The sequence below is a fragment of the Candidatus Lokiarchaeota archaeon genome (genome assembly GCA_014730275.1).
Classification (GTDB): domain Archaea; phylum Asgardarchaeota; class Thorarchaeia; order Thorarchaeales; family Thorarchaeaceae; genus WJIL01.
This window is the reverse complement of record WJIL01000142.1, coordinates 1-26,124: the sequence shown is the minus strand read 5'-3', so window position 1 is coordinate 26,124 and position 26,124 is coordinate 1. Positions and strand designations below refer to the sequence as shown.

Here is a 26,124-nt window from a genome sequence, read left to right as displayed (position 1 = left end):
ATATGCAAACTACCACGTAGCAGCGCCAGGCTTTGGCGAACGGGGGGTGTGGAATCACTTTGAAATTGACCTCTATCAGGTCGCTTTAGATTTCAACATCACACAAGTCAACTTCAACCAAGGAGAATTCACGGTCGAACAAGGCGAAGAAGCAAATTCATCAGCCACACTCCTCCTGGATCGATACGTGTTCAATGCCTATCCCGCTGGAGATCCAGGATTCGAAGTCGATTACGGCTGGGCACAAAACATCCCTGCATGGCCTTTATGGTCTGGCATCATGGAGCCTATCATCCGACTCAATGATAGGTGATTATGCCGCTAATGCCACACTAACATCTGATAGCACACAAGCGATTTACCGACCATGCACTTTGGAAATTGACCGGTGGACATACACGGATTTCTGGTGGAGATTGGATGAGATTTCGGTTGATTCCGGATACTCATATGCATATATCCAACTGAGGCTCGAAGGGGGTTACTACCTCTACTACATGCTGGGAACCAACAACTACAACCTGAATAACGATTCCAGCAGCGCAGTCTACAAAGTGGATGGTTTCAATACAACAGGTACTTGGAATAATATCAATCGCAATATCACACATGATTTGAATGCAAGCTTGGGCCTTCATAGCTGGAACCTAACACAAATCGTTCTTTATGTTCGGGGAGAGGCAAGTGGAAGGATTTCAGTACTGTTTGATGAGATTCATTTTCAGGACATGAAAGGACCGGAGATTCAGTCAGTTGCCTTGAGCCCCGCAGTACCAGAGTATCACGAAACAGCTGGTGTCGATGTCCAAGCAACAGACAATCTTGCGACAATTGATTTGGTCAATGTTCTCTACCGAGATGACGGTTCGTGGATTACGGTGGAAGCCGAGTACAACTTCGGAAAGTGGACAGCCACCCTGCCAGAACTTGCTTACGGGCTTGAAAGGGAGTACTATGTTCAAGTTACTGATACAGCAGGTATGCAGGATACAGATGATAACGAAGGAGCATACTACAGCTACATCTCCGCTGACAGTGTGGATCCTGCGGTCGAGATATCCAGCCCTGGCGAAGGTGTTATGGTCGAAGGAAATGTGCAATTCGAAATCGCAGCAGAAGACCCGGGTAGCGGATCGAGCGGCCTAGTGTATCTAGAGGTGTGGCAAGGAGAGATGCTCATCTACAATGACAGCTCGGCTCCGTTCGAGTTCATTTGGGACTCGAGAATGACAAGCAATGGCACGAAAGACATTGGAGCTTTTGCTTATGATGCTGCAGGAAACATAGCTACGGACAATGTAACAATCGACGTACAGAATGACGTAGCATCACCCCTCATATACGGACTGCAAGTGAATCCAACGGCGCCGGAATACGGAGAAGAGGTCACAGTATCATTGGTTTGCACTGATGTAACTGGTGTTGAGAACGCTACGTTGTATTATGCCGTCGAGGATACTGCCGCTTTCAGTGGCGCTCAGTCTTGGACAGCTGTCAACATGTCTCCCGAAGGCATGCTGTATTCTGGATCCATACCCACTCAGGAATACGGAAAGACTGTGCTCTACTACATAGCAGCATACGATACCTTCGGTCAGGAATCTTCAATCGGATCAGACACAGACCCGCTGTCATATGATGTGGCTGATACCCAAGCTCCAACAATAAACGTCTATGCACCTTCCCCAGCGCAGCCTGTGAAAGGGATAATCTCATTTAACATCACAGCAAACGATGCAGCCAGCGGTATCAGTGAGATTCAATTCTATGTTGATGGTGACCTAGTCGACGACGCATCAAGCAGCTCAGCATCTTTCGAGTGGGATACCACAGCCCTAGAGAATGGTGATTACACTGTCACATTTGTAGCGATTGACGGTGCGGGGAATGAGGTATCCAGTTCTATCGAATATGAGGTGCTCAATCCTGATGCCATTGGGGCGATTGGAGAATCCCTGTCTAACATCATGGCTGCCTATGGCCTTTTCATTGGACTGGCTGGAGGTATAGTGCTTGTGTTAGTAGTGCAGATGTTGCTCAAGAAGAGAGGTAAGTAATTTCAATAGAATAGCAGAGGGGGTTCTTCCCCTCTGTTCAATCTAACCTAATAGGCCAATCGCGTTCGGGATTGCAGCGAACAAGTAACTTGGGTAGAGAATGAGATAGCGGAACACAACTGCTCCTATTCCTGCCATTGCACCAGTAAGAGCTCCGAGAAGATACACCTTTGAACGGCCCTTTAGTGTCTCAGATTTCAGCACGATCAGCAGCCGCGGTTTGTTCTCGAAGATGAGTGGATGGAGAACAATATCAATTCCGAGCCAAATGAGTGGAGATTAAAACATTATCCTAACGTTTGCTTGTTTCGATGATGATTTTGAAGGCATTCTTCCCTATTTCAAGGACTGTGACAGGAGTGACATATGAGGGGGGTTACCAGAGAAGGAGAAACCTGCCAAGAGTGATGATACCCAGAATAATCGAGCTCACACCCACCGCCTTACGTGCCATATGTTCATCTAGTCGCTTGACAAGCAATGCGCCCATAGGAGCTGCCACAGCACCGGTAACAACCAACACGACCATCGACTGGATAACCGGAATAAGTGCAAATCCGCCGTTGAGTACATAATAGATTATAAAACCGATTGAGGAGATTGTAGCTTCTGAAAACTGAGTGGTTCCAACCGAGCTTTTCACTTTACTGCCACACATGATTTGCACACTCGTCACAAGTGGACCATATCCCCCACCTGCGATTGCTTTGTTGAAACCGCCAATCGCGCTGGCTGCGTACATTTTCCACCATCCTCCGGTGAAATTGATCTTGAAACGAACAATAATCCCAACAATCAGCAACATAAGGCCGATATAGAGTAGCATGAACCATTGCGGTAGGGTCACTGCCAAAGTAGCGGATAGTATTGCACCAGCTACGCCGGTCCCTGTGAAGAGAAGATAGATTCTCGTTTGTCTGCCATCACGTTCCCTGAAATCCACATTCTTGTAGAGATGGTGAAAGACGGAACCCGAAAGGCCAGCAACCGTTTGTGAGAGCAAAAGAGTGGGTACAACTAGGAGGGGATTAAAGCCAAGAAAGAGGAAGATAGGTGTAAGAAGGCTGTAGCCCATTCCAAAGGCATTGTCAACGAAACCACCGAGGAATCCAAGAGCGGCCAACAGCAGTAGAACGGATATCGTTGGATTGACCCACGTTTGCATGACGTGTTACCTCGCTTTTCTCATTCAATTCTGCACGAGATTATGTCTCTTTTGATATGATAATCAATTACAGGTCGAAGTACGCTCACCCCAAGTGGAATTGAATAAATACCCGGGCGATAACTGTAACACTATGATGGATAAGAGTGAAGTCAAAACTGAAGAAGACATCAGACGATTTCTGGCAGATAGGACTGAATTCGAGAAGGATGTTTATCTGGCAACCTATAGGATTCCAGAAGGAAAGGTTAGTACGTATGGCCGGATAGCTAAGAAGATCGGAAGACCCAACGCGTACCGTGCCGTCGGAAATACACTTCATAAGAATCCGCTACATCCTGTTGTCCCCTGTCACCGTGTTGTCAAGAATGATGGCAGCTTCGGGGGCGATGAAAAAAGAGCAGCGGAAAGGAGAAAACAGGTGGAAGACGAGGATGTACCGATAAGCAATGGAAAGGTTCAGTTATGCGATGACATACTCTGGCCTAGCGACGAATGAGGGTAAATAGTCGATATGGAAAGGAGAAAACCGACATGCTTTTTCGGATTACCTTCCTGTTCACTTTCGTTCTATTCTGGGGCATCCGAGGCTATTACGTCAGGAAGACCAAGTTCGGGAAGAAATCCCGTAGTGAACGTCTACAGGCAATAAGGGAAGAAGGCAAAGCTAGTTCATTTCTACTCTTGGTAGTTTTTTGGATATACATAACAATTGCAGCAATGTATCTGCTCGATTTAGATATCATTGCTTGGTCGTATATTCCCCTCATTACTGAATTGCGGGCTCTTGGGGTGATCCTAGGCAGTATCTCAATTGCCTACGTGTTTTGGGCACATCACGTACTTCGGGAGAACTACTCTGCAATGCTGGAGACATCACAAGAGCAAAAGCTGATCAAAGAGGGACCATACGGAAGAGTTCGTCATCCAATATACAGTGCACATGTCCTCCTTGATATCGCACTAGTGTTCATCTCTGGGAACTGGTTGCTTCTTCTAATCTTCATAATCTCGATGCCTTTCACATACAAGAGAATCTTCAACGAGGAAAAAATGATGATTGAGGAGTTTGGTGAGGAATACGAGAACTACATGAAAGAGACTGGCCGTCTGTTTCCCAAAATTCCTTGATACATGAATCGAATGGGAGATACAGTGGATGAATACTCTTGAAGCGATTCGGCATCTTCCGAAGGCCGAGTTGCACATCCATCTATTAGGAGCTGTGCGACCCAAAACACTAGTTCAAATCATCAAAGCCGAGGATATAGACACTCCCTACAACAGCCAAGAGAAAATGCAGAAGTTGTTCCGGTATCAGAATTTTGGGCATTTCATCGAAGTATATAGCCAACTCATTGGGCTTATTCAACATGAAAGGCATTTCGAAAGGTTAGCTCATGAAGTGCTTGAGGATTGTGCGAATCAGAATATTCGATACGTAGAACTGAGTTTCTCGTCCATAGACCATGTGCGAGAAGGACTGGATTTTGAGGATATGCTTGATGCGATTGACAGAGGAACCGAGAGAGCCCACCGAGATTTTGGAATACTAGCCGACATCAGGATTGATCTTGTGCGGAACTTTGGGCCCGATACAGCAATGCAAACACTTGATGCCATCGAAAGAAAACCAGAGAATATCGTTTCGGTGGATATAGGGGGTAGTGAACACAAATTCCCGCCTCAGCCATTCGAGTCGGTATATGAAAGAGCAAAGCAGATGGGACTTCACTTGGTCGCTCATGCAGGAGAAGCTGCTGGTCCGAAGTCAATATGGGATGCAATCAAGTATCTTGATGTTGAGAGGGTGGGTCATGCTGTATCCGCGATAGATGATCCCGACTTGATGAAATACATGAAGGAACACGACATAGCCATCGAATCTTGTCCAGTAAGTAATCTTCGAACAAGGGCAGTTGAGTCAATGGAAAGGCATCCTATTCGCGAATTTTATGACCATGGCTTACTTGTTACAGTGAATAGTGATGACCCGACTCTGTTCCAGACTAATCTGAACAACGAATACAAGGAATTGCATAGAGAACTTGATTTTCAGATAGACGACCTGTTTCAGCTTTCGCTTAATGCTGTCGAGGCGTCTTTTCTGTCGGAGGGGCAAAAAGAAGTACTCAGAAAGGAATTCAGGGAAACCTATAGAAATATCTCTGAACAACTGGACCTTAAAAGACTCAAAGAGCAAGAGTCGTAAGAATAATAGAAGCTGGTTGCTAATACTATCTGTTCAGAATGAAAGAACTTGGGATGAAATTGCCATGATGCGGTCGAAATTACCCACCTATTACGAGAAACTCAAGGCCACATATTGGTTCATACCCGCAATCATGGTAGTGATTTCAATCGTGCTCTCCTTTGTGTGTGTTGCGATTGATGAAGCATATGCTGTCCGCCTAGAAGATATCCTAGGATGGATAGATGTTGCCGATACGGAGGGGGCATATTCGTTTCTTTCTACTGTTGCAGGGTCAATGATTGGCACCACAGGGGTAGTCTTCTCTATCACCATAGTTGCGCTTGTACAAGCATCCAGCCAGTATGGTCCCAGATTGCTCAGTACCTTTCTGCGAGATCGAGGTAACCAAGTTGTCCTTGGAACATTTATCTCGACATACACCTACTGTCTCTTCGTGTTACGAAGTGTGGATACTAGCCCAGGAGCGGTTTTCATTCCTAGTTTCTCATTGTTTGTTGCAATCATTTTAGCCATGATAAGTGTGGTCGTGCTTGTATATTTCTTTCATCACGTTTCTACTTCATTGCAGGCAGAACATATCATTGCGGAGGTTGGTCGGGACCTTGAAGATGCCATCAAACGGCTTTTCCCCGAATCCATAGACTACACCATCTATCAATATGCATTGAGAGATGAAAGAGACCTCACAAAAGCGTGCAAAGAAGAAACCGAGTCCTTCATAGAATCCCAAACGAGTGGTTATCTACAGGCGGTAGATTCTGAAGCACTGGTGAAAATCGCGGAGAAGCATGATCTCACGATGCGCATTGCGCGGCGCCCCGGGGATTTCGTTACAAAAGCGGGCGAACTTGTCAGTATTACCCCTGGAGAACATTCCATCAATGAAATAACGAACGAAATCGTTGATGCATTCATCATAGGTGACCAGCGCTTGCGCATAAACGATGTGGAGTTTACAGTGAATCAACTTGTCGAAATCGCTGTTCGCGCGCTCTCCCCAGGCATAAATGACCCATTCACTGCAATGGCATGTATTGACCAGCTAGCCTCAGGTCTTTCAGAGCTAGTTAAGCGAAGCATTCCGGCTGGATATCATTATGATAGCGAAGACAGATTGCGTGTGATTACGGACCCGCTAACGTTCGCAGGAATTATTGAGGCTGCATTCAATCAAATCCGGCAGAATGGATACTCAAACGTTGCAGTCACCATTCGCCTACTAGAGGCAATCAAGACGATTGCTCCGCACACGCAGACTAAAGAACAAAGAGTAACACTGTCAAGACAGGCAGAAATGCTTCGCCGTGCCAGCCAACAAGAGATTCCAGAGAAACTCGACCGTGAAGATATAGAAGAAAGATATCAGGCTGCTATGCAGGCGCTTGACCAGACATAACAGCTTGATTCATTTTAGACTATCAGACTACGGATTTCACTGCTGGGGAATGGTGAAAGTACGATTCACTGGTTCCAAGTCAAGATCCACTATTGGTTCATCGAAGCCGGGAGGAGTTATTTTGATCATAATAACAATCGATAGATGAAATTCTCCCGAGGTTGCTACACCTTCATCAGGACCCAAGGTGGTTTCAACTATTTTTTCGCCAGTTCCCTCGGCATTTCCCGGGGTCAAAGTGATTTCAATTGTCTCGTTGGAGGGAGTCTGAAGGGTAATGGTGATGGTGATATCAACAACTGCTCCATCGTCGGGGGTCTCCTCTTCCACTTCCGTCCGGCCTGTCACTCCCGAAAGCATGTACTGATACGCATTCATCGATTCGACGTTGATCTGTACCTGAGTCAATCCCACACCAAAGTCCGGAATTTGAGCTGATGATTTCTCGAGAGCTCCAAGGGGACCTCCACTCACATTCAGGCCCATACTCACAGTTGCAACATCAACCTCCAAACCATAGATAGCAATTGGTGCAATGGCAGCGGCTGCAATGATTATAACAACAACTACTCCAGCTGTTTTTCTGTTCATCTTGAATCACATCTGCGGCATACCATATATCTATTGCATTCAGATAAACCATTGCAAAAAGAAATCCAAGTACAAATCAGAATCTATTCATCTATTCTAGAAATACGTCATAGAAGTTTCGAACTTGGGTCTTGTCGTCTGCACCAACGTAGATTATGATGCCACTTTCCAAAACACTTACGATGCCGGTTAGAGGGATTTTGAAAGTTACTCCAAGATCGCCTTCTACCAGCATCTCGAAATTCCGATCCAAGGCTTGAGTTTTGATATCATTCAAATTCAGTTTCTGTCTTTCAAGTGGCTGGACCACAAAAGTGCGACGGCCTCCGCGTCCACACAGCTCCTCTACTTCGTGGTATTCAACAGGTTGTAGTTCTCCAGAGGGTTCTTCGCCACAGACGGGACACGAGGAGGCTTTACGGATATCAACCGAGTCATAGCTCAGATTTGAAATATCAAAATATGCGAGTTTTCCAGCAAGATTTGGCTCTTTGCCTGTGATGATGTGAACAGCTTCAGAAACCTCAATATTAGATATTACACCCAAGAGTGCCGGATGAACACCCACAACAGCGCATTTTGGTAGATCTTCATCATTCATCCCAGAGTAGAAACATTCCAAGCAGGGTGTTTCTCCAGGAACCAGTGTTGAAATACTGCCATAGGTTTGGATTGCTCCCGCAAAGACATACGGTACGCCGTGTTTCTGGCATGCCCGGTTTACTAAGAAGCGAGCCGAAAGATTGTCTAGGCCATCGACAACCACATCGGCATCCCGTATGAAATCTTCAACACTATCCTTGTGAACAGACCATGGTATTGGTTCTACATCTATATGTGGGTTCATAGCTTCAAGGCGTTTAGCGGCCACTTCCACCTTGGGATATCCAACATCAGCAGCGGTATAGAGATGCTGACGGTGAAGATTCGACATACTAACGACGTCTCGGTCTATTACTCGGAGATGGCCAACGCCCATAGCTGCTAGCTGGGTTGCTGCGGGAGTTCCTAACCCCCCAAGGCCAACGATAGTAGCTGTACTACCCTTCAATCGGAGCTGTCCTACGTAGCCGATTTCATCGAGAATGAATTGGCGTGAGTAGTATGTAAGTTCATCATCAGAGAGGTCTTTTGGTTTCGAGTTATCCATTCCTTCTAATCCTCCGAAACTCAGATTTGATTCAGTCATTCTTGCGTATCAAGAATCTGAGAATAGCATCTTCCTCAGAGAAATCTAGGAGCGTGTGGTCGAGTCGGCGTACCAGACCTGTAATGTCTTTCTTGGCGTCAGGATCGTCAGCAAGCACTTCCAGAATCTCGCCGGCTTCCATCTTGCCTAGTGCAACACGCGTCCTGAGCAAGGGCTGTGGGCAGGCCAATCCAATGCAATCAACTGTTCTATCAGTTTCTTCGGTCACAAGGGTCTCTCCTTTCTAATCTCTCTTTGCTATGATCTCGTAGCCTCAACCAGCAGATTTCTTTGCTACTTCCTGTCTTTACCATCAACTAAGCTTTCTGGTGATTGCAGATTGTACTAGAAGCATAGCAGCGAAGATACTCTTCTATCCTGAGGAGCTACTGCTTTAGTCCTATCACAATATACTCGGAAGGATAGGCTTCAGCTGTTGCCTCGTCTCTACTAGTGAATTGCCCTGTTTCTTTGTCTCGAGTCTGTGGTAGAATCTTTGTGGGTATAGGTCTCTTGATGATTCGATCCAGCTCGAAACCACACCGTTGTACGCTTTCAGCAAAGACTTGTGCGTTGAGTATATCGACCCCTTTGAGGGTTGTATTACCGATGACATAACAGCATCTTCCACCATATTTGAGAATCCGATAGCTCTCTTCGAAAACTTGATCCATGTCAGCGAAGAAAATCTGCACAGCATCCGATGTTCGTTGGCTTTCTTCCCGAAGGTCATCCACAATCGTCTTCCCAATTGTGCTTTTCAGTTCGCGATTCTCAGGCTCCCTATGCGCTGTTCCGATAAAATCCTCTCTGTAGTCTCTATAATCTTCAGCAAAATCAAGCCAGATTGTTGAAAGCTGATGGAGATCCGCGTATTCATAGCTTGTGACATAGGGGCTAGAACTCACAATCAAATCTACGCTTTCATCATCCACTTCTTGATAACGAGCATCTCCAATCCGAATATCGAGATATGACTCCGGATTCTCTCGCACATTAGAAGGAACCATATCGTAGTAAGCTTGGTTTCCACGAAGCATCTTATGCAAATGTCTACGGAGTGCTGGATACGGTCTTCGAGGGTCTTTGTCCATATCTCTAGTCGGCTTCGTACTGCTCTGAAGCCATATTGAACAGTTTTTCAAAATGTGACTAAATCCGACAAGTAGGAAATCCCGTATTCGTGTATCGTCGTGCTCTTTTATGATTCGAAGTATCTTGCCCAACAGCAGTTTGTTTTCGGGCTCAAACCAGTAATCAATTCTCTCAAGATTGTTTGTTGGAATCAATGGCTCAACAGAAGAATCCAACAGTGTTTCCTGAGGTGTTCCTAGAACCTCTATCCTGCTCAAGAAAGATTCAACGTTTCGTTCCAGATAATATGGCTCGATAGGGGTGGACTTCACCTTTGTCATCAATAGGGCAATACCATTGATATCCGTCCCACTGGCAAAGTGGCCTCTTGAAACTGCGCTCACGATGGTAGTTCCACTGCCAAAAAATGGGTCATTGATGTGTGCGTATTCATCTTCCAAGTATTGATTAAAAAGCCGCTCCACGATTTGTGGAATGAATTTGGCCGGATAACGATGGTAACCGTGGGTCCATTTGTTCGTATCCAATCTGCTGCATTCAGCAAAAGACCAACTATCGTCCAGTGAGATACTCTCGAAATGCTCCAACAGGTCTCTACCACATAGTACTGAGCCTGTTTCTGAAGTCACGGTTCGTCACAATTGAACAAATCAATCGGAGCTTAAGAAACCCACCGATATTACTGGAGAAGTCAAAGAACAAAAGCACACTAAACCAGAGACGGATGCGTGTATTTCTCTGTCTCATCCAGAATGTGGATTACTTCATGGCCTCGTTCTGCGAGATGGTTGCTTATATGCTCCCGATGACAACGGGTCCAGTCCTTCTCCGCACACATGAGAGCAATGACATTGTCAGAAGCCAATTCAATAATGGTTTCTATGCCTTGTTTGAAAGCGTCGGACTTCATGTATTCTTCATATCCTCCATCACGAAACCCTCCTAACGATTCACCCATCCACTTGTAATCCACATCATTGGACAGCAATGTCTCTCTAAGGTTTTCTCGGTTGAATTGAGGGTGCCTACGTGAATGCGGAAACCGCCGGACATCAACTAAGATATCAATCCTGTCGATTTCAAGGAGTTTCATGAATTCCTCCAGCGACCTGTTAGAATGACCAAGGGTGAATATCTTCATCTTACTCATCGCAAAAAATCTACTTCTTTCAGACCTTAAGACGTTTAAGCCACTCCGCAACCCCAATTGATCCTATTATCTTATTAGCAGCAATGATGTTCTTCTTTCGTTCAAGCAAGTCTCCTTCAAGGAGGGCATCACACGGGAATTCTCCGCACTTGAAACAGAAATAAATCTCCTTTGATAAGCAACACTCGCGAACTGGACAATCTGGCCACCATGACCAGCCGCCCCCGGTTCGACATCCCCCGCATGGCTCATCTTGATTTGCGAACCACTGAAGCACCTGCATAAAGCTCCTGTAGTCATATCCCGTGGAATTCTCTATTATAAGAGCCATAGATCCGTGCCGATCTGCGTAAGTAAGAAGATTCTGGGCAGCATCCACGATAACACCTGTATGATAATCACACTGACTGCAAAGACGTTGGCCGCATATCGATATGTCTTCAACGGTTCTACCCATAATCCTCTCCAATGGGGAAGAATAGTCTATCACGATATATTGGCTATCATCTACGCAATGTATGTTTGACTTCACCAAAGAGAGAGTTCGATTCAATCAGTTTCTCATAATGAAGAACGGGGGGCTAAACTACCCCCTTGATTTTCTCTTTCTTCGGACTGCAACGATGACCATAAGAACAGCAATTCCACCTGCACCGGCTACAATCCACAAGAGATAACCCGTGCTTTCGGGCATTATTGCCCCAACTTTGTTCGAGTCGTAATGAGTATCTCCAGTGGTTATCACTCGTATCGTAAAGAAGTAACTCTCCTGAGCTTTCAGATCCGAAATCCTTGTGGAAGTTGTATCTGGATCATCTATTTCGGCCACCAATTCACCAATGTTGTCAACTGACCTTGACTGATAGATTTCATATCGCAGAAAATCACTTTCCGTATACTGTGTCCATGAAAGATCAAGCATCGTAGCTGAAAGGATTTCAGGTAACGATAGAGTAACACCTTGACGACCAAGGTCGATACCATTCCCCTCTACACGTACAGAATAGGAATCTAATTCACCTTCGTGGGTTGTGCCTTGCATTTCTTGGGTAATGATTTCATCATCTACAACCCTGCTTACCCGCATTGTGTAATTACCTGTATCAGTACCTGTGAGGTTCACATTGTAGGGAAGCCCTGGAACGTAAGGCATCAGTATGGTTTTGTGACCGTCATTTTCGGTATAAACAGCCGGGAATTCCAGGTCAATTTCACCGTTCTTATTGGGTCCAATAGTGCGGCCAAGAGGATCGCTGATATGTATATCAACAGGGCTCAGCACGGAGAACTGAAGTACCTTGGGCAATAGCTCAATCAAGGCGGTCAGTATACTGTTGTATTCTGCTGTTTTGGGATAGGCGGCCATCCTCGTCCAGCCTTTGCTAGGATCTCGGTGTGTGCCACTGAAAGTTCCGTCATTCTTCAGCAAAATCCAGTCGTCGTAGATATCATCATTTGACGTATAACGATCATGATTGTTGTAGATATAGATAGTACGTGATCCATTACTATTCGTTTCATAATCGTACGCAAGCACGAAATGGCTGTTCGAAGCTGAACCATCTGCCCAACAAGGGGCAGTCAGAAGAAGGGCAACAGGACAATAGGAGGGACTACCCTTCTTCATGAGCTGAGTCATCTCCAAGTATTCCTGATCGTTATTGGTCCCGCCTTCATGAAGAGGAATTCCAAGATAGATGGATAACCAATTGAGTAGATGGTTTGGATTGAAAAATGCCCCAGAACCTTTCCAAAGCACGTATTCTTTTATCAATGACTCACTAACATCTCCGTGTGTTTGGCGAGCTATGGTCTCATTTGGATCAGGGGAGGGTAATTCGTACGCCCAATCTTTGCCCAATGGAATCTCTGATGGATCAAGATAGAAATCACGGGAAGCCTGCGCAAAACCGTTGCAAAATCCCATGAACTCGATTGGTAACCAATCAAGGATGAGCGAATCGAAAACTCGAAGCAACATGATATCAAGAACGCTCACTTCACATGCTGTTTGAAGATCACCGTAGAGAAGTTGAAATACGTAGTTCCTTAAGTTATCATGAACCTCTTCTTCCGTCATAACCATTTCGCCAAATACCCCTTCACTGTTGGTGAAGTTGAAAGTGTGACGATATTCATAATCCATGCTCCAAGAAGCTGGAATTGCCTTTGATTGAAGTGCCTTTGATAAGACTGTGTCAATTATCTCGGTTTCATCTTCACCAAAAGCCAAAGGCCACTGGTCAAATCGCTCCGCAATCAGAGATTTAATCTCATCTTCAGAAAGCGAGAAGCCTCTAAATGGGTCCGATGGGGGAATGATTGCGAGGGACATTATACTCAGGGTCACAATGATTGTCAAGCAATAGCGTGTCTTCTTATTCATTTTCAGAGCACCTCCCTTCTTACAGCAGGGATAGTCTGCCATTTTTGATGAGCACGTTGTAGAAGACCAAGGCGACAGACAGAGGATGATTCGAGGGATATCAATAACGAAGCTGGTTCAGCTGCCTGCACAGTTAGATTAGCCGACCATTCAAACGAATACAGATAGCCCTCTGCTGCAGTAGCTAGAATCTCCAAACGATTGTTGCGGTTCGTATCTCCAATCACGATATCGGTTACAGTATTGCCTAATGTAGTGCTATTCCAAACCCGGTCGTAATAATGGGAAGTCAGAGGATAGCTATGGTTCTGTTCCAGTACAGCTATCTTCTTGCCAATGCCCGCGATTATCTCCCTTGAGCTGTCGCCATCGGTATTTCCTAGGGCAAGGGCAGTAACCGCTTTCTCTGTTGTCAGTAATGGCCCGTCAGCAAAACTATTGTCGCCATCATTCATCCAAATATCGATTCCAATGCCGGATCCAACAAACAACTCGATTTTTCCGTTGTTATCGTAATCAGCCATTCTAATCTTATTGTAGCTGGACTGCAATGTCCCCACATCAAAGACCATTTGGAAGGTATCATCTTGGAAATGGCCTGTTTCGTTCACAACGGTCTCCCAGATTGTAAGGAACCCTTGAGCCATGTCTACAGTACCATACTCATCCTCGTACGTATCTGCACCAACCAATAGCATTTCCGGCTTTCCGTCTCCATCCGAATCTCCGGTCAGAAGATCATGGATTATCGGCTCACCACCTTCGTGTGTGGTGTGTTTCCATGACCATACAACATTGTAGCTGTTGTTTGCTTCATGCTCAAAAACAATCAGCCATTCGTTCGAGGCAACTACGATTTCACTTTGACCATCATCATCCATATCCTTGTGTGCGGCAACTTCTGTAACAACAGGTATCTCGGAATAGGAAGGTGAAGGCATACCCATTTCTTCTTGAATCATTGAGCCGCTATTCCATATTAGCTGGCAGGAATCATCATCTACGTTCTCGAAAACAAGCAGCCTTTCTCCTGCAACGGCTATAATTTCCTGCTTGCCATCGTTATCTTGGTCATCGAGAACTAGATCTCTAACATCATCCCATAGGGTGTAGGTATTGAAACCAATTGTCATATCATGAACAATATCATTGGAACGCCAAGCTCTTCGATATGTGTTATTTGCTACTTGTTCGAAGGTGTATATGTTGTTATCAAACGAACCAACTATGACTTCTTTCTTTCCGTCCGAATCAGTATCTCCAAACTGAATGGAATAAGTCCAGTAATCCGTGATTTCGCTATTATCCCATGAATCATACGCGTCATATCCCCAAGAGGTTGACCGCTTATCAACCTCAAGCATATGGATATACGGATAAGTAGCAACCATGTAGCTATTGTGATCAAGACTTGCATAATAGCATTGAATCTTACTATCTTGTATACCAACTATATCTAGAAGACCATCCCCATTCATATCGACCATCGAGATTTCAAGATGGCCTTTCTGTGGGTCCAGTGGAGTTCCCCTGAAATCGGGTTCATACATGGACCTGCACCGTTTCCACTGGGGCCCTGTTAGTGTCCCAGTATTCTCGAAATAAGTAAACCATGATGCATTTGGATAAAGAAGGTAATCCGAATGATTGGACAGCCATGGACCATGAGATACTGTCAAGTCAAAGTCGTTATCCAAATCGAAGTCAGAAAAGGCAACCTTATCGAATGCTAGAGTGTTGGGAATGGCTTCATTGATATCCTCGTAGAATGAATCATCACGCATCCAGGAGAAACTACCACCACTACCTAGGTGCTGGAAGTAATAGAGAGTTGCATTCAGGCCCATCGTCAAATCAAGGTCACCATCACCATCCATATCATGGAATGAAAGTTTTGGCAGAAGGTCATCATCATCGGCTAATCCTTCTGGCCCGGGGAATTTGTCAGCTCTTTCGGTCCAATAACTGGAGGAGGTTCTCTCGAAGTATCTGATGTATATAATGTGCGCACCGGTGTCAATATCGTTTCCACCATCAACCACGACTAAATCAAGATCACCATCATTATCTAGGTCCGCAAGCGTAGGGCTGGCCCAGCTAGCAAACTGATTAGTATCCGATGAGGAGTGAGCTGGCCAGTAGCCAGATTGGTAGGACCAAACAGGTTCATCATTAGTTCCGGTGTTTCTGAAGTATAGCAATCGAGATATTCCGCCGTCTTGGATAGTAACCAGCAAGTCAAGTGCGTCAGTTCCATCGATATCGCCCATAGTGTAACCGTGGAATCTTACGAAGGAGAAAGTAGGCGAGGGGATGGATGCATCTGATATCACCGTTTCATCAAAGACGAAAGTAGGCATCCGACCTTGTTCATTTAGTTCGACTATATCCCAGACACCAGTTCCAAATGAGAAACGTGGAGTATTCGTATGGCTTTCCCAGATTTGTGCTCCAGTTTCTCCGTTATACGCCATCACGGCACCACTGGCAGTTCCGATAATAATCTCCTCAGTATCATCACCAGATACGGTTTGATCAATATGGCCAGTAGTCACGACAAGAGCGGAATCGATAGGGCGAGCTACAGTTCCAGCCCCACCATCCAGTTCATAGGTTGCCCCGCCGAAAACAGATATATCGACATAACGAATCTCCCGCCACTTCATATCCCTTAGAAGAGGATCGATGTCAGCTCTTACAACGGAGTAACCAAAGAAGAATGTCTTCGCCAAGTTCTCTGATTTGATTGGGGTGAAATTCTTGCCTTCAGGCGACAATTTCAGCTGAATGTTATCGAGTTCCACATCCGAACCTTGGAAGTATAGATACAAATCGGAGTTTTCGGTACCATCTCCGGTTAGGGCTTCGTACTCACCGAAATCTGCTACCGCTGTGGCCGAATCTCGCAAATCATATTCGGGACGAATCTCGATTATCTGAGAGATAAGCAAGCTAGCAACATGGATATCTCCATCGGCATCCATCTTGAGAGTGTGAGGTAATCCTAGGTCGGCATTACTTAGGAAATCGCCAACCTTGCCTTCGGTTACGCTTATTTGAGTGCCGCCAGGCGCATATCGATAAATTCTTCCATTCATGGCATCAGTCGTATACAGAGAACCATCATAAGACATCAACACATCGTGAACGTTAGCTCCAGAACTGTCCCATATTGTCACAGGAGTTCCATTGAGGAAGAATTCCTGAGCTCTATTGTTCGCAACTTCGCCAACATACAGGTGCCCATCAGGGCCAATATCTAAACCATATGGGTTATCCAGCTCTCCTATAGTGCTTCCTGGAGAACCGATAATTCGCTGGAAGGCTCCATCGCTATCAAATACTTGTATCCTGTCATTATAGAGGTCACTTACGTAGATTGAGCCTTCCACATCAATCTCAATATCAATGGGGTCGTCGAAGTATCCGGGATCGCTTCCACCATCACCAAAAGAATCCAATACTGTTCCATCACCATCGAAGATGATTACTCTGTTACCATATCTGTCAACCACATAGATTTCCCCGGCAGGATGAACAGCAATGCCATGTGGAACAGCTGTACCTTCACCACCAGCATCTGGAACTGGCCAAGAAGTAATGAAACTGCCATCTGGGCCAAATTTCTGAATCCGATAGTTGTAGCTGTCGGATACGTACATATTGCCTTCAGCATCAAAATCAATTGCAAAGACAGTATCGAACTGTCCAGTTTCATTTCCTTGACTTCCAAATGAAGCAACGAATTCATAGCTGGGGAGACCAAATCTCTGCATTCTTGTGTTTCCTGAATCAATAATACAGATAGATTTGTCTTGAGCGATATCGATTCCCTTCGGTCCTTGGAATTCACCTGCAGCGGATCCTTCAGTCCCCCATTCAGCTATAAATCCACCATCGGAACGGAACTTCTGAATTCGATCATTGACATGATCGGTTACGTAAACTTGACCGTGATCATCGATTGCCAGACTGCTAGGCTGGTCGAAGTCTCCAGGCCCGGTACCTAATTGGCCCCACTCGAACAAAAATGAGCCTTCAAGGTCAAAAACCTGGATTCTATTGTTGCCAGTATCAGCGACATACACAATACCTTCCGAACTTATTCGAATACCAAAAGGCTGATAGAATTCGCCCGCCGCTGAACCGTTTACTCCCCAAGTCGTAATGACTGACCCGTTCTCTTGATTGATTTTCTGTATTCGACTATTGTTGGCATCGAGAACAAAAAGGGAGTTTTCGGGTCCAACATCAACATCGACTGGCATACTGAACTGCCCGAGCTCGGCACCTTGTTCACCCCATTGATTCAGGAATACGCCATCAGATGAGAACTTCTGAACTCTGTTGTTTAGGGTGTCAGCTACGTACACATTTCCAAAGCTATCAACGCAGAGGCCATATGGCATGTAGAACTGTCCAGATTCATTCCCATGTTCGCCCCAAGAATTCAGTATTATGCCTTCTGGGGACAATTTTGTCACACGCTGGTTCACGGGATCGATAACATATGCATTATAGTCTTGGTCAAACTCCATATCATAGGGAGCCATGAATTCTCCAGTTTCATTTCCCTGAACGAAGTCCCATGAATCAAGGTAGACATAGCTCTCTGTAGCATCAAAAGTAGTGAAATTACCATCTAGGGGACCACCTATAGCAGAAGCACCACCAATGTGCTCTGAGCTCCACGGATAGGGAATATCAGCAGGTTCATAGATTCCATGTTCTTCCCAGCCCCATACTTTCTTGTCAATATACTCGTCAGCTTCCGCCCCCAGATATTTTCCTGTTGTTGGGAGAGAGCCCTTTTCCCAAGTGGAAATCGGGCGATTCAGTTTCATGCTCGAGTAATCTTGGAGCGTAGAATCATAGTTGAATAGAAACACACCGAGCCCATAGCTAGTAGCAACGATTTCGCCATATTGATCGGAGTCCAGATCATTGCTTACGGCAATGGACCTAACAGGATTGTACATGGTGTTTCCGCTATCCCAAGCGTAATCGAAGTTATAGGGCCAGCATGGAATGTGCTCGAATATGTACACTTTTCCATTGTGACTGGAAGCTATGATTTCTTCTCGGAAATCGCGATCGGTATCGCCCATCTCAACATCATAAACCCGACTGTCTATCCAGTCTCCACTGTGCCACACGAGCTCAAATTCCATGTAGTGCTCAGGACATTGAGGATAATCTGATGACATGTGGAGTTTGAACACGTAAACACGGGAGTCCCAAGCCCCAGCAATAATCTCCGTGAAACCATCGTTATTCAAATCTCCAGTTGTCACGGACCAGACTTGTTTATCGATTATGTTTCCACTGTCCCAAACAAGCTCGAACTTGTTATCAGCAAAATCGAAGTAATAGATGCCCTCTTCCACACCAATTTGCTCGAAAACGTAGATTCTTCCGTCTGCACATCCGGCCACAATCTCGTACCTACCGTTATTGTCAGCATCATCAATAGCTACAGAAAGAACATCATCTTGGATTACACCATCTCCACTATCCCACACATGGTAATACTCATTTCTTACTGAGCTCCAACGGTAGACATGAACCTCCTTGTCTGAAAGCCAGCCACCGGCAACTGCAACTAGGTTCTTGCTAGGTGTAGCGGCTACACCATGAGTGGATCCCCGAATCGCATTTGGTTCCCATATTTTCTGGTAATCATTTGTAAGATTCATTTGTCCCGGTGGAGGGACATCGGGTGCCATATCAGGTAGAATCGGGGCTTCAGGATAATTACCATCTGATTCAGATTGGGAAAGGGGTGTATCAAATGGAATTGTAGATACAAACATCAGTACGACAATACCAAGCACAAATAGCTTTGTTGTTATTGATTTCACTTCTTTCCACCTCCTTTGGAAGACTTCTTCTTTTTCGATTTCTTTTTGGATTTCCCAGATTTCTTCTCCCGCCTCCGCCGCAACAGAATAACTGATGTTTCAGCAATTATTCCCACGGCAAATCCACCAGCAATGCCGATGCCTAGAAGCACCCATTTTGAGAGCCCCTGAGTAACAGGAACAACTGGATTCTCTCCAAGTTGTACCTCCTCGTAATCGGACATTCCGTCCCCGTCAGAATCCGATGAAGTGGGATCGGTACCATGGGTATGTACTTCGTCACCATCGTTCAAGCCGTCACCATCGGAATCAGGATTCATGAAGCCTCCGGGATCTGCATACCAGGAGCCATTCCTTATGGGAAGAGGTCCATTCCAGGTTTCTGCAATATAGAATTCCTCGCCATCTGAAAGGCCGTCTTCATCTGCATCATATTCGTATCCGTCAAGAATTCCGTTTTCATTCGTATCATTATCCAGCGGATTCGTATTGTATAGATACTCGATGCCATCAGGCAGAAGATCATCATCACTATCACTATCCGTGGCAGATGTTGGGAATAGCGGCCAGAACTCTTGATTTGCAATTATGAAGCTATTCTTTGCTTCGCTAGCAAGCATTGTGGCACTAAGTGTAGTGACATTCTTTGCTTCAACATTGTCTGGAATTTCGTCACCATCGGTATCATTTGTTAGAGGGTTTGTATTCGTGAGGAATATCTCAGCATAGTCAGTAATCATGTCGTTGTCGGTATCTTTGTCCGCGGGGTCACACGAATATTCAACTTCAAGGTCATCTCGCAAACCGTCATCATCAGTATCATTCAGAACCGGACAAGAGCCCCATCGCAAGCGCATCTGAAGACCAACATATGGATACGTGATGAGTGTGACATTTTCAACAATGAGCTCCTTACCATCTTCGAGATTGTCATTGTCTGTATCGTTATCCAACGGATCAAGAGGAATGGCGTTGAAGGTTGGCCCCCCATCCGCTATGTAAAGCTCCTGTGCATCTGATAGACCATCAGAGTCACTATCAATCTCAGTCGGATCCGTCCCATATTCTACCTCAGCTCCGTCTCCCCATGGGAAGGTCATATTACCGTGTTCTGTGAGCTGAGTCATCGAGTCGCCATCTGTGTCCCAATCGAGCGGATTTGTATTCCAGACGTTCAGTTCGGCCCCGTCACCAAGCCCATCTTCATCCGTGTCGAAAACCCTTGGATCAGTTTTTGAAACCAGAATTTCGTAACCGTCTGCTAATCCGTCTCCGTCAGTGTCATTTACTAGCGGATCTGTTAGATAGAGGAGTATCTCTTCGCCATCATCCACGCCATCAAAATCCGAATCTCTGACATTGGGATTGGAATAGAAGAAGAACAGTTCTTCACCGTCTGTAAGGCCATCTAAGTCAGTATCATTATTGCAAGGATCGGTTCCATATGTGTAGTACTCATCACCATCAAGAACCAGATCATCATCAGTATCTGGGTCTCGTTGGTCCGTCGGAAGAATAACATCTTCGTAGTCAGGGAGGTGGTCATCATCAGTATCTGGATCAGCGTAGAAAGTGCCGGAATAGCCAGCTGCAATTTTCTCCCTGCCATCAATCAGTCCATCGTGATCTGTGTCGCCGTCCGTAGGATCTGAGGGGGGAACCTGAGTAAGCTCAGCAGTATCAGTATTGAACACAGTAATGCCGTAGGTGTCATTATCGGTATCGGGATGGCACGGATTGGTCTTTACCAGTTGAACCTCGGGATATCCCTCTTCATCTTCAAGGGTGAAGTACTCGCCGTGTACCTCTTTTCCGTCATTCCAATCCCATAAGAAGTTGTCATGTTGTGGTTTCCAATCGCTGTCTTTCCATTCCCATACCACAGAATCGTCATCGGTATCTTTATCCAACGGATGCGTCCAGTTCATCTTAACATACGAAAACGCATCAATCAGTGACTGATTAGCATATTGAACTCCGTTTTTCCACTCATCGCCGTCAAGTAGTCCGTCATTGTCAGTATCCGGGGAGAGAGGATCAGTTCGATCATTATAGGTAGCGCCACCTATCTCAACACCATCAACAAAACCGTACGTGTTCTGCACATTGGATATGTCATATACTGTATTGATTTCATACCAATCATGTAACCCATCTGCATCGGTATCAACAAGCAGAGGATTTGTGTTATAGATGATACACTCATCATAGTCAGTAACATTGTCCCATTCAGTGTCGTTTAGCAATGGATTGGTTAGCCACGTATACTTCTCAGCGTAGTCATTCAATCCATCATCATCGCTATCAACATCATTAGGAAAGGTATTGATTTCAAGTTCTAGCTTATCATTGAGACCATCGCCATCGGTATCACTGGAAGATGGATTCAAATAGGTTCCACCATAGATTGTATTCATTCTGTTTTCAAAGTCATCTGGAAGCCCGTCCCCATCAGTATCAGTTAGATCTGCGGCATTACTGCCATAGTCAGGTGAACCCCATGACCCTGAGATATCCCAAGTCTCAGTCCAAGGGCCTCCAAAATCGGTTCCAAAGCTTATGGCAAATAAATCGATTCCCAAATAAAGCGAACAGTATAATGTGAAATAGACACCAAGAGTACTGACACCTGATGAACTGGTCACAAACTGACCCTCTTCATCTGCCAGCTGGGCCATTGTACTTTGATTCGTTCCGCCGGTAGTCTGTTCGAATCTTGTTCCAACTTGGAAAGAACCCCTGAAAACAGCTACGAGAATACGAATATTCAGTACAACACCAATCACAACATCTACGAGAATTGTTGATTTAGCTGGTAATCCCTGGCCTGCGTACTTCTTACTAATTTCGAAGATAACAGAAAGTGTCAGTGTCAAAGTCATACTCAGAAGTTCTTCAACGTATTCCATTATGGTGCCTATAATTGCGCCACCTACGGATGCAGGACCTAAGAATGCTTTTACTGAAAGACTGTATTCTGCGTCTAGCTCAAATTTGAGAGCCCATGCTCTAACATCAATAAATGATCTCTCAGTACCCGAGGCATCAATTGGTGGGAAAGCAAGTTGTATACTCGCAGACCCAAAGAAGTGGATATCAAAATCTCCGAGTATTCCTTCCGTCCATGAGTTGCCTATTGGCAGAAATGCACAAATCCCCATTTCTAGGTCCATAACTGGAATGATATCGATGAACTTGCGCACCTCTATGAAAGCGGTCTCGGTATCAGACATCTTGGTCAAGTTCTTTGATCCAAATATAGCTTGATTCATAAACGCCTCAAAGAAGGCCTTATCCACTTCAAAGTCGGGTAAGAGCTTTACCCGGAGAACAGCTCCAAAGCTTGCAAAGTTGCTTCCCAAGTTAATTGGTGTTCCAAGTCTGAATAAGAAAACTGGAGTGAGACCCTTGAGTTTGGTCTGCACTGGGGTATTGATAATCTGCTCTACATAATCGCCAACCCAATCATCAACCTTGTAGAATGCATCATTGATTAGAGAATCGCCCAGTGTCCACAGTTCAAACATCTCTTTTGGAAGCAATTCAGGGAGACCCGACTTGAAATCATAGCCGGAAATAGTGATGTTCTTACCTTCGAACCATGTCACTACTTTTGCCTTCGTTTCGTTAACAACATCCGATACATAGTTTACAATTTGCGCGGCCGCATCAACATGCATTTCAAGACTATCAAGCCCTTCGTCGACGAGTGCATAGAGTACCTCTTCGATTAGCCACCCGATAGGTCCCCCAATTCCACTATCAGGGCTCATCTTTCTCAGCTTTATGTAGTCTTCACTGTCATTATCAGCAGCTAAACGCATCAAAGGATTCAGAGATTCGCCGCTCTCGGAGTATTGTGGAATTTCACGGGCCCAAGTCTCCCTTAGCTTTGGATTGTTCGGTTCCTCGGAAATCTTTTCTCCCGTATAGTTTTGGGGCATAATGCTACTGGACATCAATTCGTTGATATTCTCACAGACGTCTTTCAGTACGACTTTTCTGAGATCCTTACTTGCTGCCCGCTCTTGAGGATTATCAGAAGTGGAGAGTATTTCGGCCGTACTCCAAGCCGCATATAGAACTGTTAATCGAAGATCTACAACATCGCATTCTTCGAAGTACACGTTATCAACCGAACTAAGATGGTCTTCCATAAGATACGCATTCCCAATGCCGAAAACGTGGTGTATCTCAGGAATCTTTTCAATAGTGTTGGCCATCCGCTCCCAAGAAATCTTCTCTCCACCCACAAGAATACCCTCGATACTGCTTTCAAGGGCGTAGATTGAAATTCCTGAATGCCTTGATGCAACCTCGTATTCCAGAGCCAAGGGATTATCAACACTTGCCTTTTCCGAATCCATTCCGCAAGATAACAGAATCTGCTGGATGGAAAATATATAGGGAGCGATTTGAGTTTGACTAGAATCGTGAAATATCACGATTCGAGACTTGCTGTAATCATCAGGCGTTGATTCAGTACTCCTTTCTCTCGGTACTGCAGGAATGCTGAGACAACTCATAGAAATGAGTGTGAATACAATAGTAAGAATGAGCATAGTGCGTTGGCATTTCGATATGAACGGTCGTGGCAATCCCATACATCCTTCTGCTTTGTTGTGAGATTAGAAAGATGGCAAAAGCGACGAGAAATCGCCAGATGAACGGTCTCTATCAACCCATGTATGAATATACAATTATCAATCAAAATTAGGTGACGTGCTCACCGGATTTTCATGATCTATCGCAATTAGTGGGATCATTGGAACTTCACGCGGCAATTGCCTATTCCTGCTTTCTTTATGTCCAACCGGTTGTCCAGTGGGACATATCTCCAAACAACGACTTAGGTGAGTAGCCCTTTTAAAGAATTCCGTCAAAATGACCCCTGAATGCAACATTCGTTTTGCAGAAGTAGTTCTGTAACCATATCTGAGTATGTTAGAAGATTCTGCTCTGGTCAGACTCATGTTCTTTGGTAAATATTACAAGAACCAGGAGTACAAGTACACCATCAACCGCAGTTATGAAGGTAATAATGACCCCCTGCCAAATCTAGTGATTTCTATTCTCTACATCAGGTAGTGCCCCATAGTATGGTAAGAAGTGAATCTGATTATGACTCCCGGCCCATTTGCAGCCTAGTCTCCTTCGTGATTCAGCTAACTCCTGAAATGCTGATTTACAGACCGATGGAAGATGATGAGTTGATTACCATTATGTATTGCAAGCAATCTGAGATAACATAACGAACTTATGTAGAATGGAGATTCAATCAACTGATTCATTTGCAGTTAGAATTTAGCATGCTAGAACTCGCGCTTTTGATAAGTATGGCCGCCGGCTTAGCTACTGGAATAGGGGCTTTACCAATTATAGCCAAACGAAAACCAAGCAGAAAAAATCTTGATTTCTGGGTAGGGTTTGCAGCAGGCGTCATGCTTGCAGTAGTCATGCTCAGCCTTCTTGTTCCTGCCCTTGAAATGGCAGGAGTGTGGATTGTGTCTGGATCATTTGCTATGGGAGCGCTTGTCTTATTCCTAGCAGACCATACTATTCCACATGTTCATGACTCGAGACACGAGGGCATAGAAACGACCAGATCCGGTGCCTGGTTACCAGCTATTGCGATGGCCATTCACAATTTTCCAGAGGGGTTGGCAGTAGGTGTTGCCTTTGGTTCTGGCGATGTTGCCACCGGGTTTGCCATAGCTCTGGCTATTGGATTACATAACATCCCAGAAGGTATGGCCATCTGTGCTCCTTTGACTATCGAGTGCGAATCGAGGTCGAAGCCATTCATCTACTCGATTCTTGCAGGTCTAGCAGAACCAGTTGGAGCGGTTATTGGGGTGATTCTAGTTTCATCAATTGCAGGGCTTATCCCCTTTGGATTGGGATTTGCAGCAGGAGCCATGATTTACGTCGTAAGCGATGAAATGGTCCCTGAAAGCCATTCTGCAGGACACGAAAGCACTGCAACAACAGGTCTCATCATCGGGTTCATACTAATGATGATCATGGAATCTATGTTCGCTTGATAGATGATAAGGGGGTAACCAGATTCAGCTAATCGCATTTTGCGAGCAAACTTTAATGCAGACTCCACAATTTTCGCATTTCGAATAATCAATCTGAGCCTTACCGTTAACGATGCTTATTGCACCAGTAGGACAGTTCTCAGCACATATGCCACAACCCACACACTTTGACGTGTCTACAGTGGGCTCCTGAATCTGTGTGCTATCTGTACGGGTTTGTACTACGGTACGGGATGGGTAAGCAGCTCGTTGTACCCCAATTCGAGATAAGCGCCTTGGTCTACGATTCCTTCGTCGTCCCGATCTTCTTCCTCTACGTCCTTTCATCGTCAATTCAATTCTGTGCGTATGATGAATATTGAACTGAAGGTGTAATAGGTTTTCGATACGTCAACAAACACACCGACAGGTTATTAGCCCAATACAAAAGGCAGTGCTCCACACGGACAGCATGTCAGAGTGATTTAGCATGAATATCCTACTTGTACTGGCCTGTCTCATTCTTGGCTTTGCACTTGGCTACTCTGGTAAGCTGCCGCAAGTAATCTACAATGCCACCAGCAAAATAACAACAGGAGGGCTCGTTCTTCTTCTTGCAGCGATGGGCACTCAAGTCGGAGCAAACAATACTGTAATGAGTAGTCTAGGAACGATTGGAATCTCCGCATTAGTTATTGCAATATTCACCATCGCGCTAAGCCTAGTATTTGTCAAAGCTTTCGCCTCCGTGGTTTCTTTCGAAATGTCAGAAAGCAATGACAGGTTGGAGGATGCTGGAGATGAGCGTTCAACAACCTTGCTTGTTTTGGCTTCTGTTCTCGTTGGGATTCTTGTAGGTTTCTTTCTAGTCCCTGATTCTCTTCTAGGCTATGTAAGCCTAGTAACAACCTATGCACTAGCTTTCCTGCTTTTCGGATTTGGCATGGATATTGGAAGAAAGAAAGACGTTTTGCAGAATACCCAATCACGTCTCCT

General features: G+C 45.1%; 20 protein-coding genes. 8 read left to right on the top strand and 12 right to left on the bottom strand.

The window, feature by feature from the left end; translation table 11 throughout:
• Positions 1-302: 302 nt before the first annotated feature.
• The gene (locus GF309_15950; GenBank protein MBD3160272.1) at positions 303-2,057 is read left to right on the top strand and encodes a hypothetical protein; all 1,755 of its coding nucleotides are present in this window, start codon (positions 303-305) and stop codon (positions 2,055-2,057) included.
• Between the two features lie 42 nt (positions 2,058-2,099).
• On the opposite strand, the gene GF309_15945 is transcribed toward GF309_15950, so the two are convergent.
• Positions 2,100-2,261, bottom strand: coding sequence for a hypothetical protein (locus GF309_15945; protein ID MBD3160271.1), 162 nt, complete (start codon positions 2,259-2,261; stop codon positions 2,100-2,102).
• Between the two features lie 172 nt (positions 2,262-2,433).
• The gene (locus GF309_15940) at positions 2,434-3,222 is read right to left on the bottom strand and encodes a TSUP family transporter (GenBank protein ID MBD3160270.1); all 789 of its coding nucleotides are present in this window, start codon (positions 3,220-3,222) and stop codon (positions 2,434-2,436) included.
• A gap of 100 nt (positions 3,223-3,322) precedes the next feature.
• Here GF309_15940 and GF309_15935 point away from each other — a divergent pair, with 100 nt between their 5' ends.
• Genes GF309_15935 through GF309_15920 form a run of 4 tightly spaced genes read left to right on the top strand, consistent with a single transcriptional unit; the run spans position 3,323 to position 6,833 of the window.
• Entirely contained in the window at positions 3,323-3,721 is a 399-nt protein-coding gene (locus GF309_15935; GenBank protein ID MBD3160269.1) for a methylated-DNA--[protein]-cysteine S-methyltransferase, read from the top strand.
• The gene (locus GF309_15930; GenBank protein ID MBD3160268.1) at positions 3,718-4,353 is read left to right on the top strand and encodes a DUF1295 domain-containing protein; all 636 of its coding nucleotides are present in this window, start codon (positions 3,718-3,720) and stop codon (positions 4,351-4,353) included. The genes GF309_15935 and GF309_15930 overlap by 4 nt, the downstream gene beginning before the upstream one ends.
• Positions 4,354-4,381: 28 nt before the next feature.
• Positions 4,382-5,434: an adenosine deaminase gene (gene add / locus GF309_15925; GenBank protein ID MBD3160267.1), complete on the top strand. Its 1,053-nt coding sequence runs from the start codon at positions 4,382-4,384 to the stop codon at positions 5,432-5,434.
• Complete coding sequence (locus tag GF309_15920) at positions 5,310-6,833, top strand: DUF2254 domain-containing protein (protein MBD3160266.1); 1,524 nt, start codon at positions 5,310-5,312, stop codon at positions 6,831-6,833. Before add ends, GF309_15920 begins: the two co-directional genes overlap by 125 nt.
• 36 nt (positions 6,834-6,869) lie before the next feature.
• Here GF309_15920 and GF309_15915 read toward each other — a convergent pair whose 3' ends face one another.
• The 9 genes from GF309_15915 to GF309_15875 form a co-directional block, all read right to left on the bottom strand.
• Entirely contained in the window at positions 6,870-7,424 is a 555-nt protein-coding gene (locus GF309_15915; protein MBD3160265.1) for a hypothetical protein, read from the bottom strand.
• A 91-nt stretch (positions 7,425-7,515) separates the two neighbouring features.
• Positions 7,516-8,613, bottom strand: coding sequence for a hypothetical protein (locus GF309_15910; GenBank protein ID MBD3160264.1), 1,098 nt, complete (start codon positions 8,611-8,613; stop codon positions 7,516-7,518).
• On the bottom strand, positions 8,606-8,842 hold the full coding sequence (locus tag GF309_15905) for a hypothetical protein (protein ID MBD3160263.1): 237 nt from the start codon (positions 8,840-8,842) through the stop codon (positions 8,606-8,608). The genes GF309_15910 and GF309_15905 overlap by 8 nt, the downstream gene beginning before the upstream one ends.
• 157 nt (positions 8,843-8,999) lie before the next feature.
• Complete coding sequence (locus tag GF309_15900; protein MBD3160262.1) at positions 9,000-10,337, bottom strand: hypothetical protein; 1,338 nt, start codon at positions 10,335-10,337, stop codon at positions 9,000-9,002.
• Between the two features lie 80 nt (positions 10,338-10,417).
• Complete coding sequence (locus GF309_15895; protein ID MBD3160261.1) at positions 10,418-10,858, bottom strand: DUF488 family protein; 441 nt, start codon at positions 10,856-10,858, stop codon at positions 10,418-10,420.
• Between the two features lie 19 nt (positions 10,859-10,877).
• The gene (locus GF309_15890; protein MBD3160260.1) at positions 10,878-11,315 is read right to left on the bottom strand and encodes a DUF3795 domain-containing protein; all 438 of its coding nucleotides are present in this window, start codon (positions 11,313-11,315) and stop codon (positions 10,878-10,880) included.
• Positions 11,316-11,444: 129 nt separating this feature from the next.
• Positions 11,445-13,244 (bottom strand): hypothetical protein, encoded by a 1,800-nt coding sequence (locus tag GF309_15885; GenBank protein MBD3160259.1) that lies wholly within the window; start codon positions 13,242-13,244, stop codon positions 11,445-11,447.
• A gap of 2 nt (positions 13,245-13,246) precedes the next feature.
• Positions 13,247-19,105 (bottom strand): hypothetical protein, encoded by a 5,859-nt coding sequence (locus GF309_15880; protein MBD3160258.1) that lies wholly within the window; start codon positions 19,103-19,105, stop codon positions 13,247-13,249.
• Positions 19,102-23,709 (bottom strand): hypothetical protein, encoded by a 4,608-nt coding sequence (locus GF309_15875; GenBank protein MBD3160257.1) that lies wholly within the window; start codon positions 23,707-23,709, stop codon positions 19,102-19,104. Before GF309_15875 ends, GF309_15880 begins: the two co-directional genes overlap by 4 nt.
• A 495-nt stretch (positions 23,710-24,204) precedes the next feature.
• On the opposite strand from GF309_15875, the gene GF309_15870 reads away from it, so the two are divergent.
• On the top strand, positions 24,205-24,357 hold the full coding sequence (locus GF309_15870) for a hypothetical protein (protein ID MBD3160256.1): 153 nt from the start codon (positions 24,205-24,207) through the stop codon (positions 24,355-24,357).
• A gap of 57 nt (positions 24,358-24,414) precedes the next feature.
• Positions 24,415-25,149: a ZIP family metal transporter gene (locus GF309_15865; GenBank protein MBD3160255.1), complete on the top strand. Its 735-nt coding sequence runs from the start codon at positions 24,415-24,417 to the stop codon at positions 25,147-25,149.
• Between the two features lie 24 nt (positions 25,150-25,173).
• On the opposite strand, the gene GF309_15860 is transcribed toward GF309_15865, so the two are convergent.
• Entirely contained in the window at positions 25,174-25,476 is a 303-nt protein-coding gene (locus GF309_15860; protein ID MBD3160254.1) for a 4Fe-4S dicluster domain-containing protein, read from the bottom strand.
• Positions 25,477-25,618: 142 nt separating this feature from the next.
• Between GF309_15860 and GF309_15855 the strand changes: the two genes are divergently transcribed.
• Positions 25,619-26,124 (top strand): DUF340 domain-containing protein (locus GF309_15855; protein MBD3160253.1); only part of this gene is annotated, 506 nt, incomplete at its 3' end.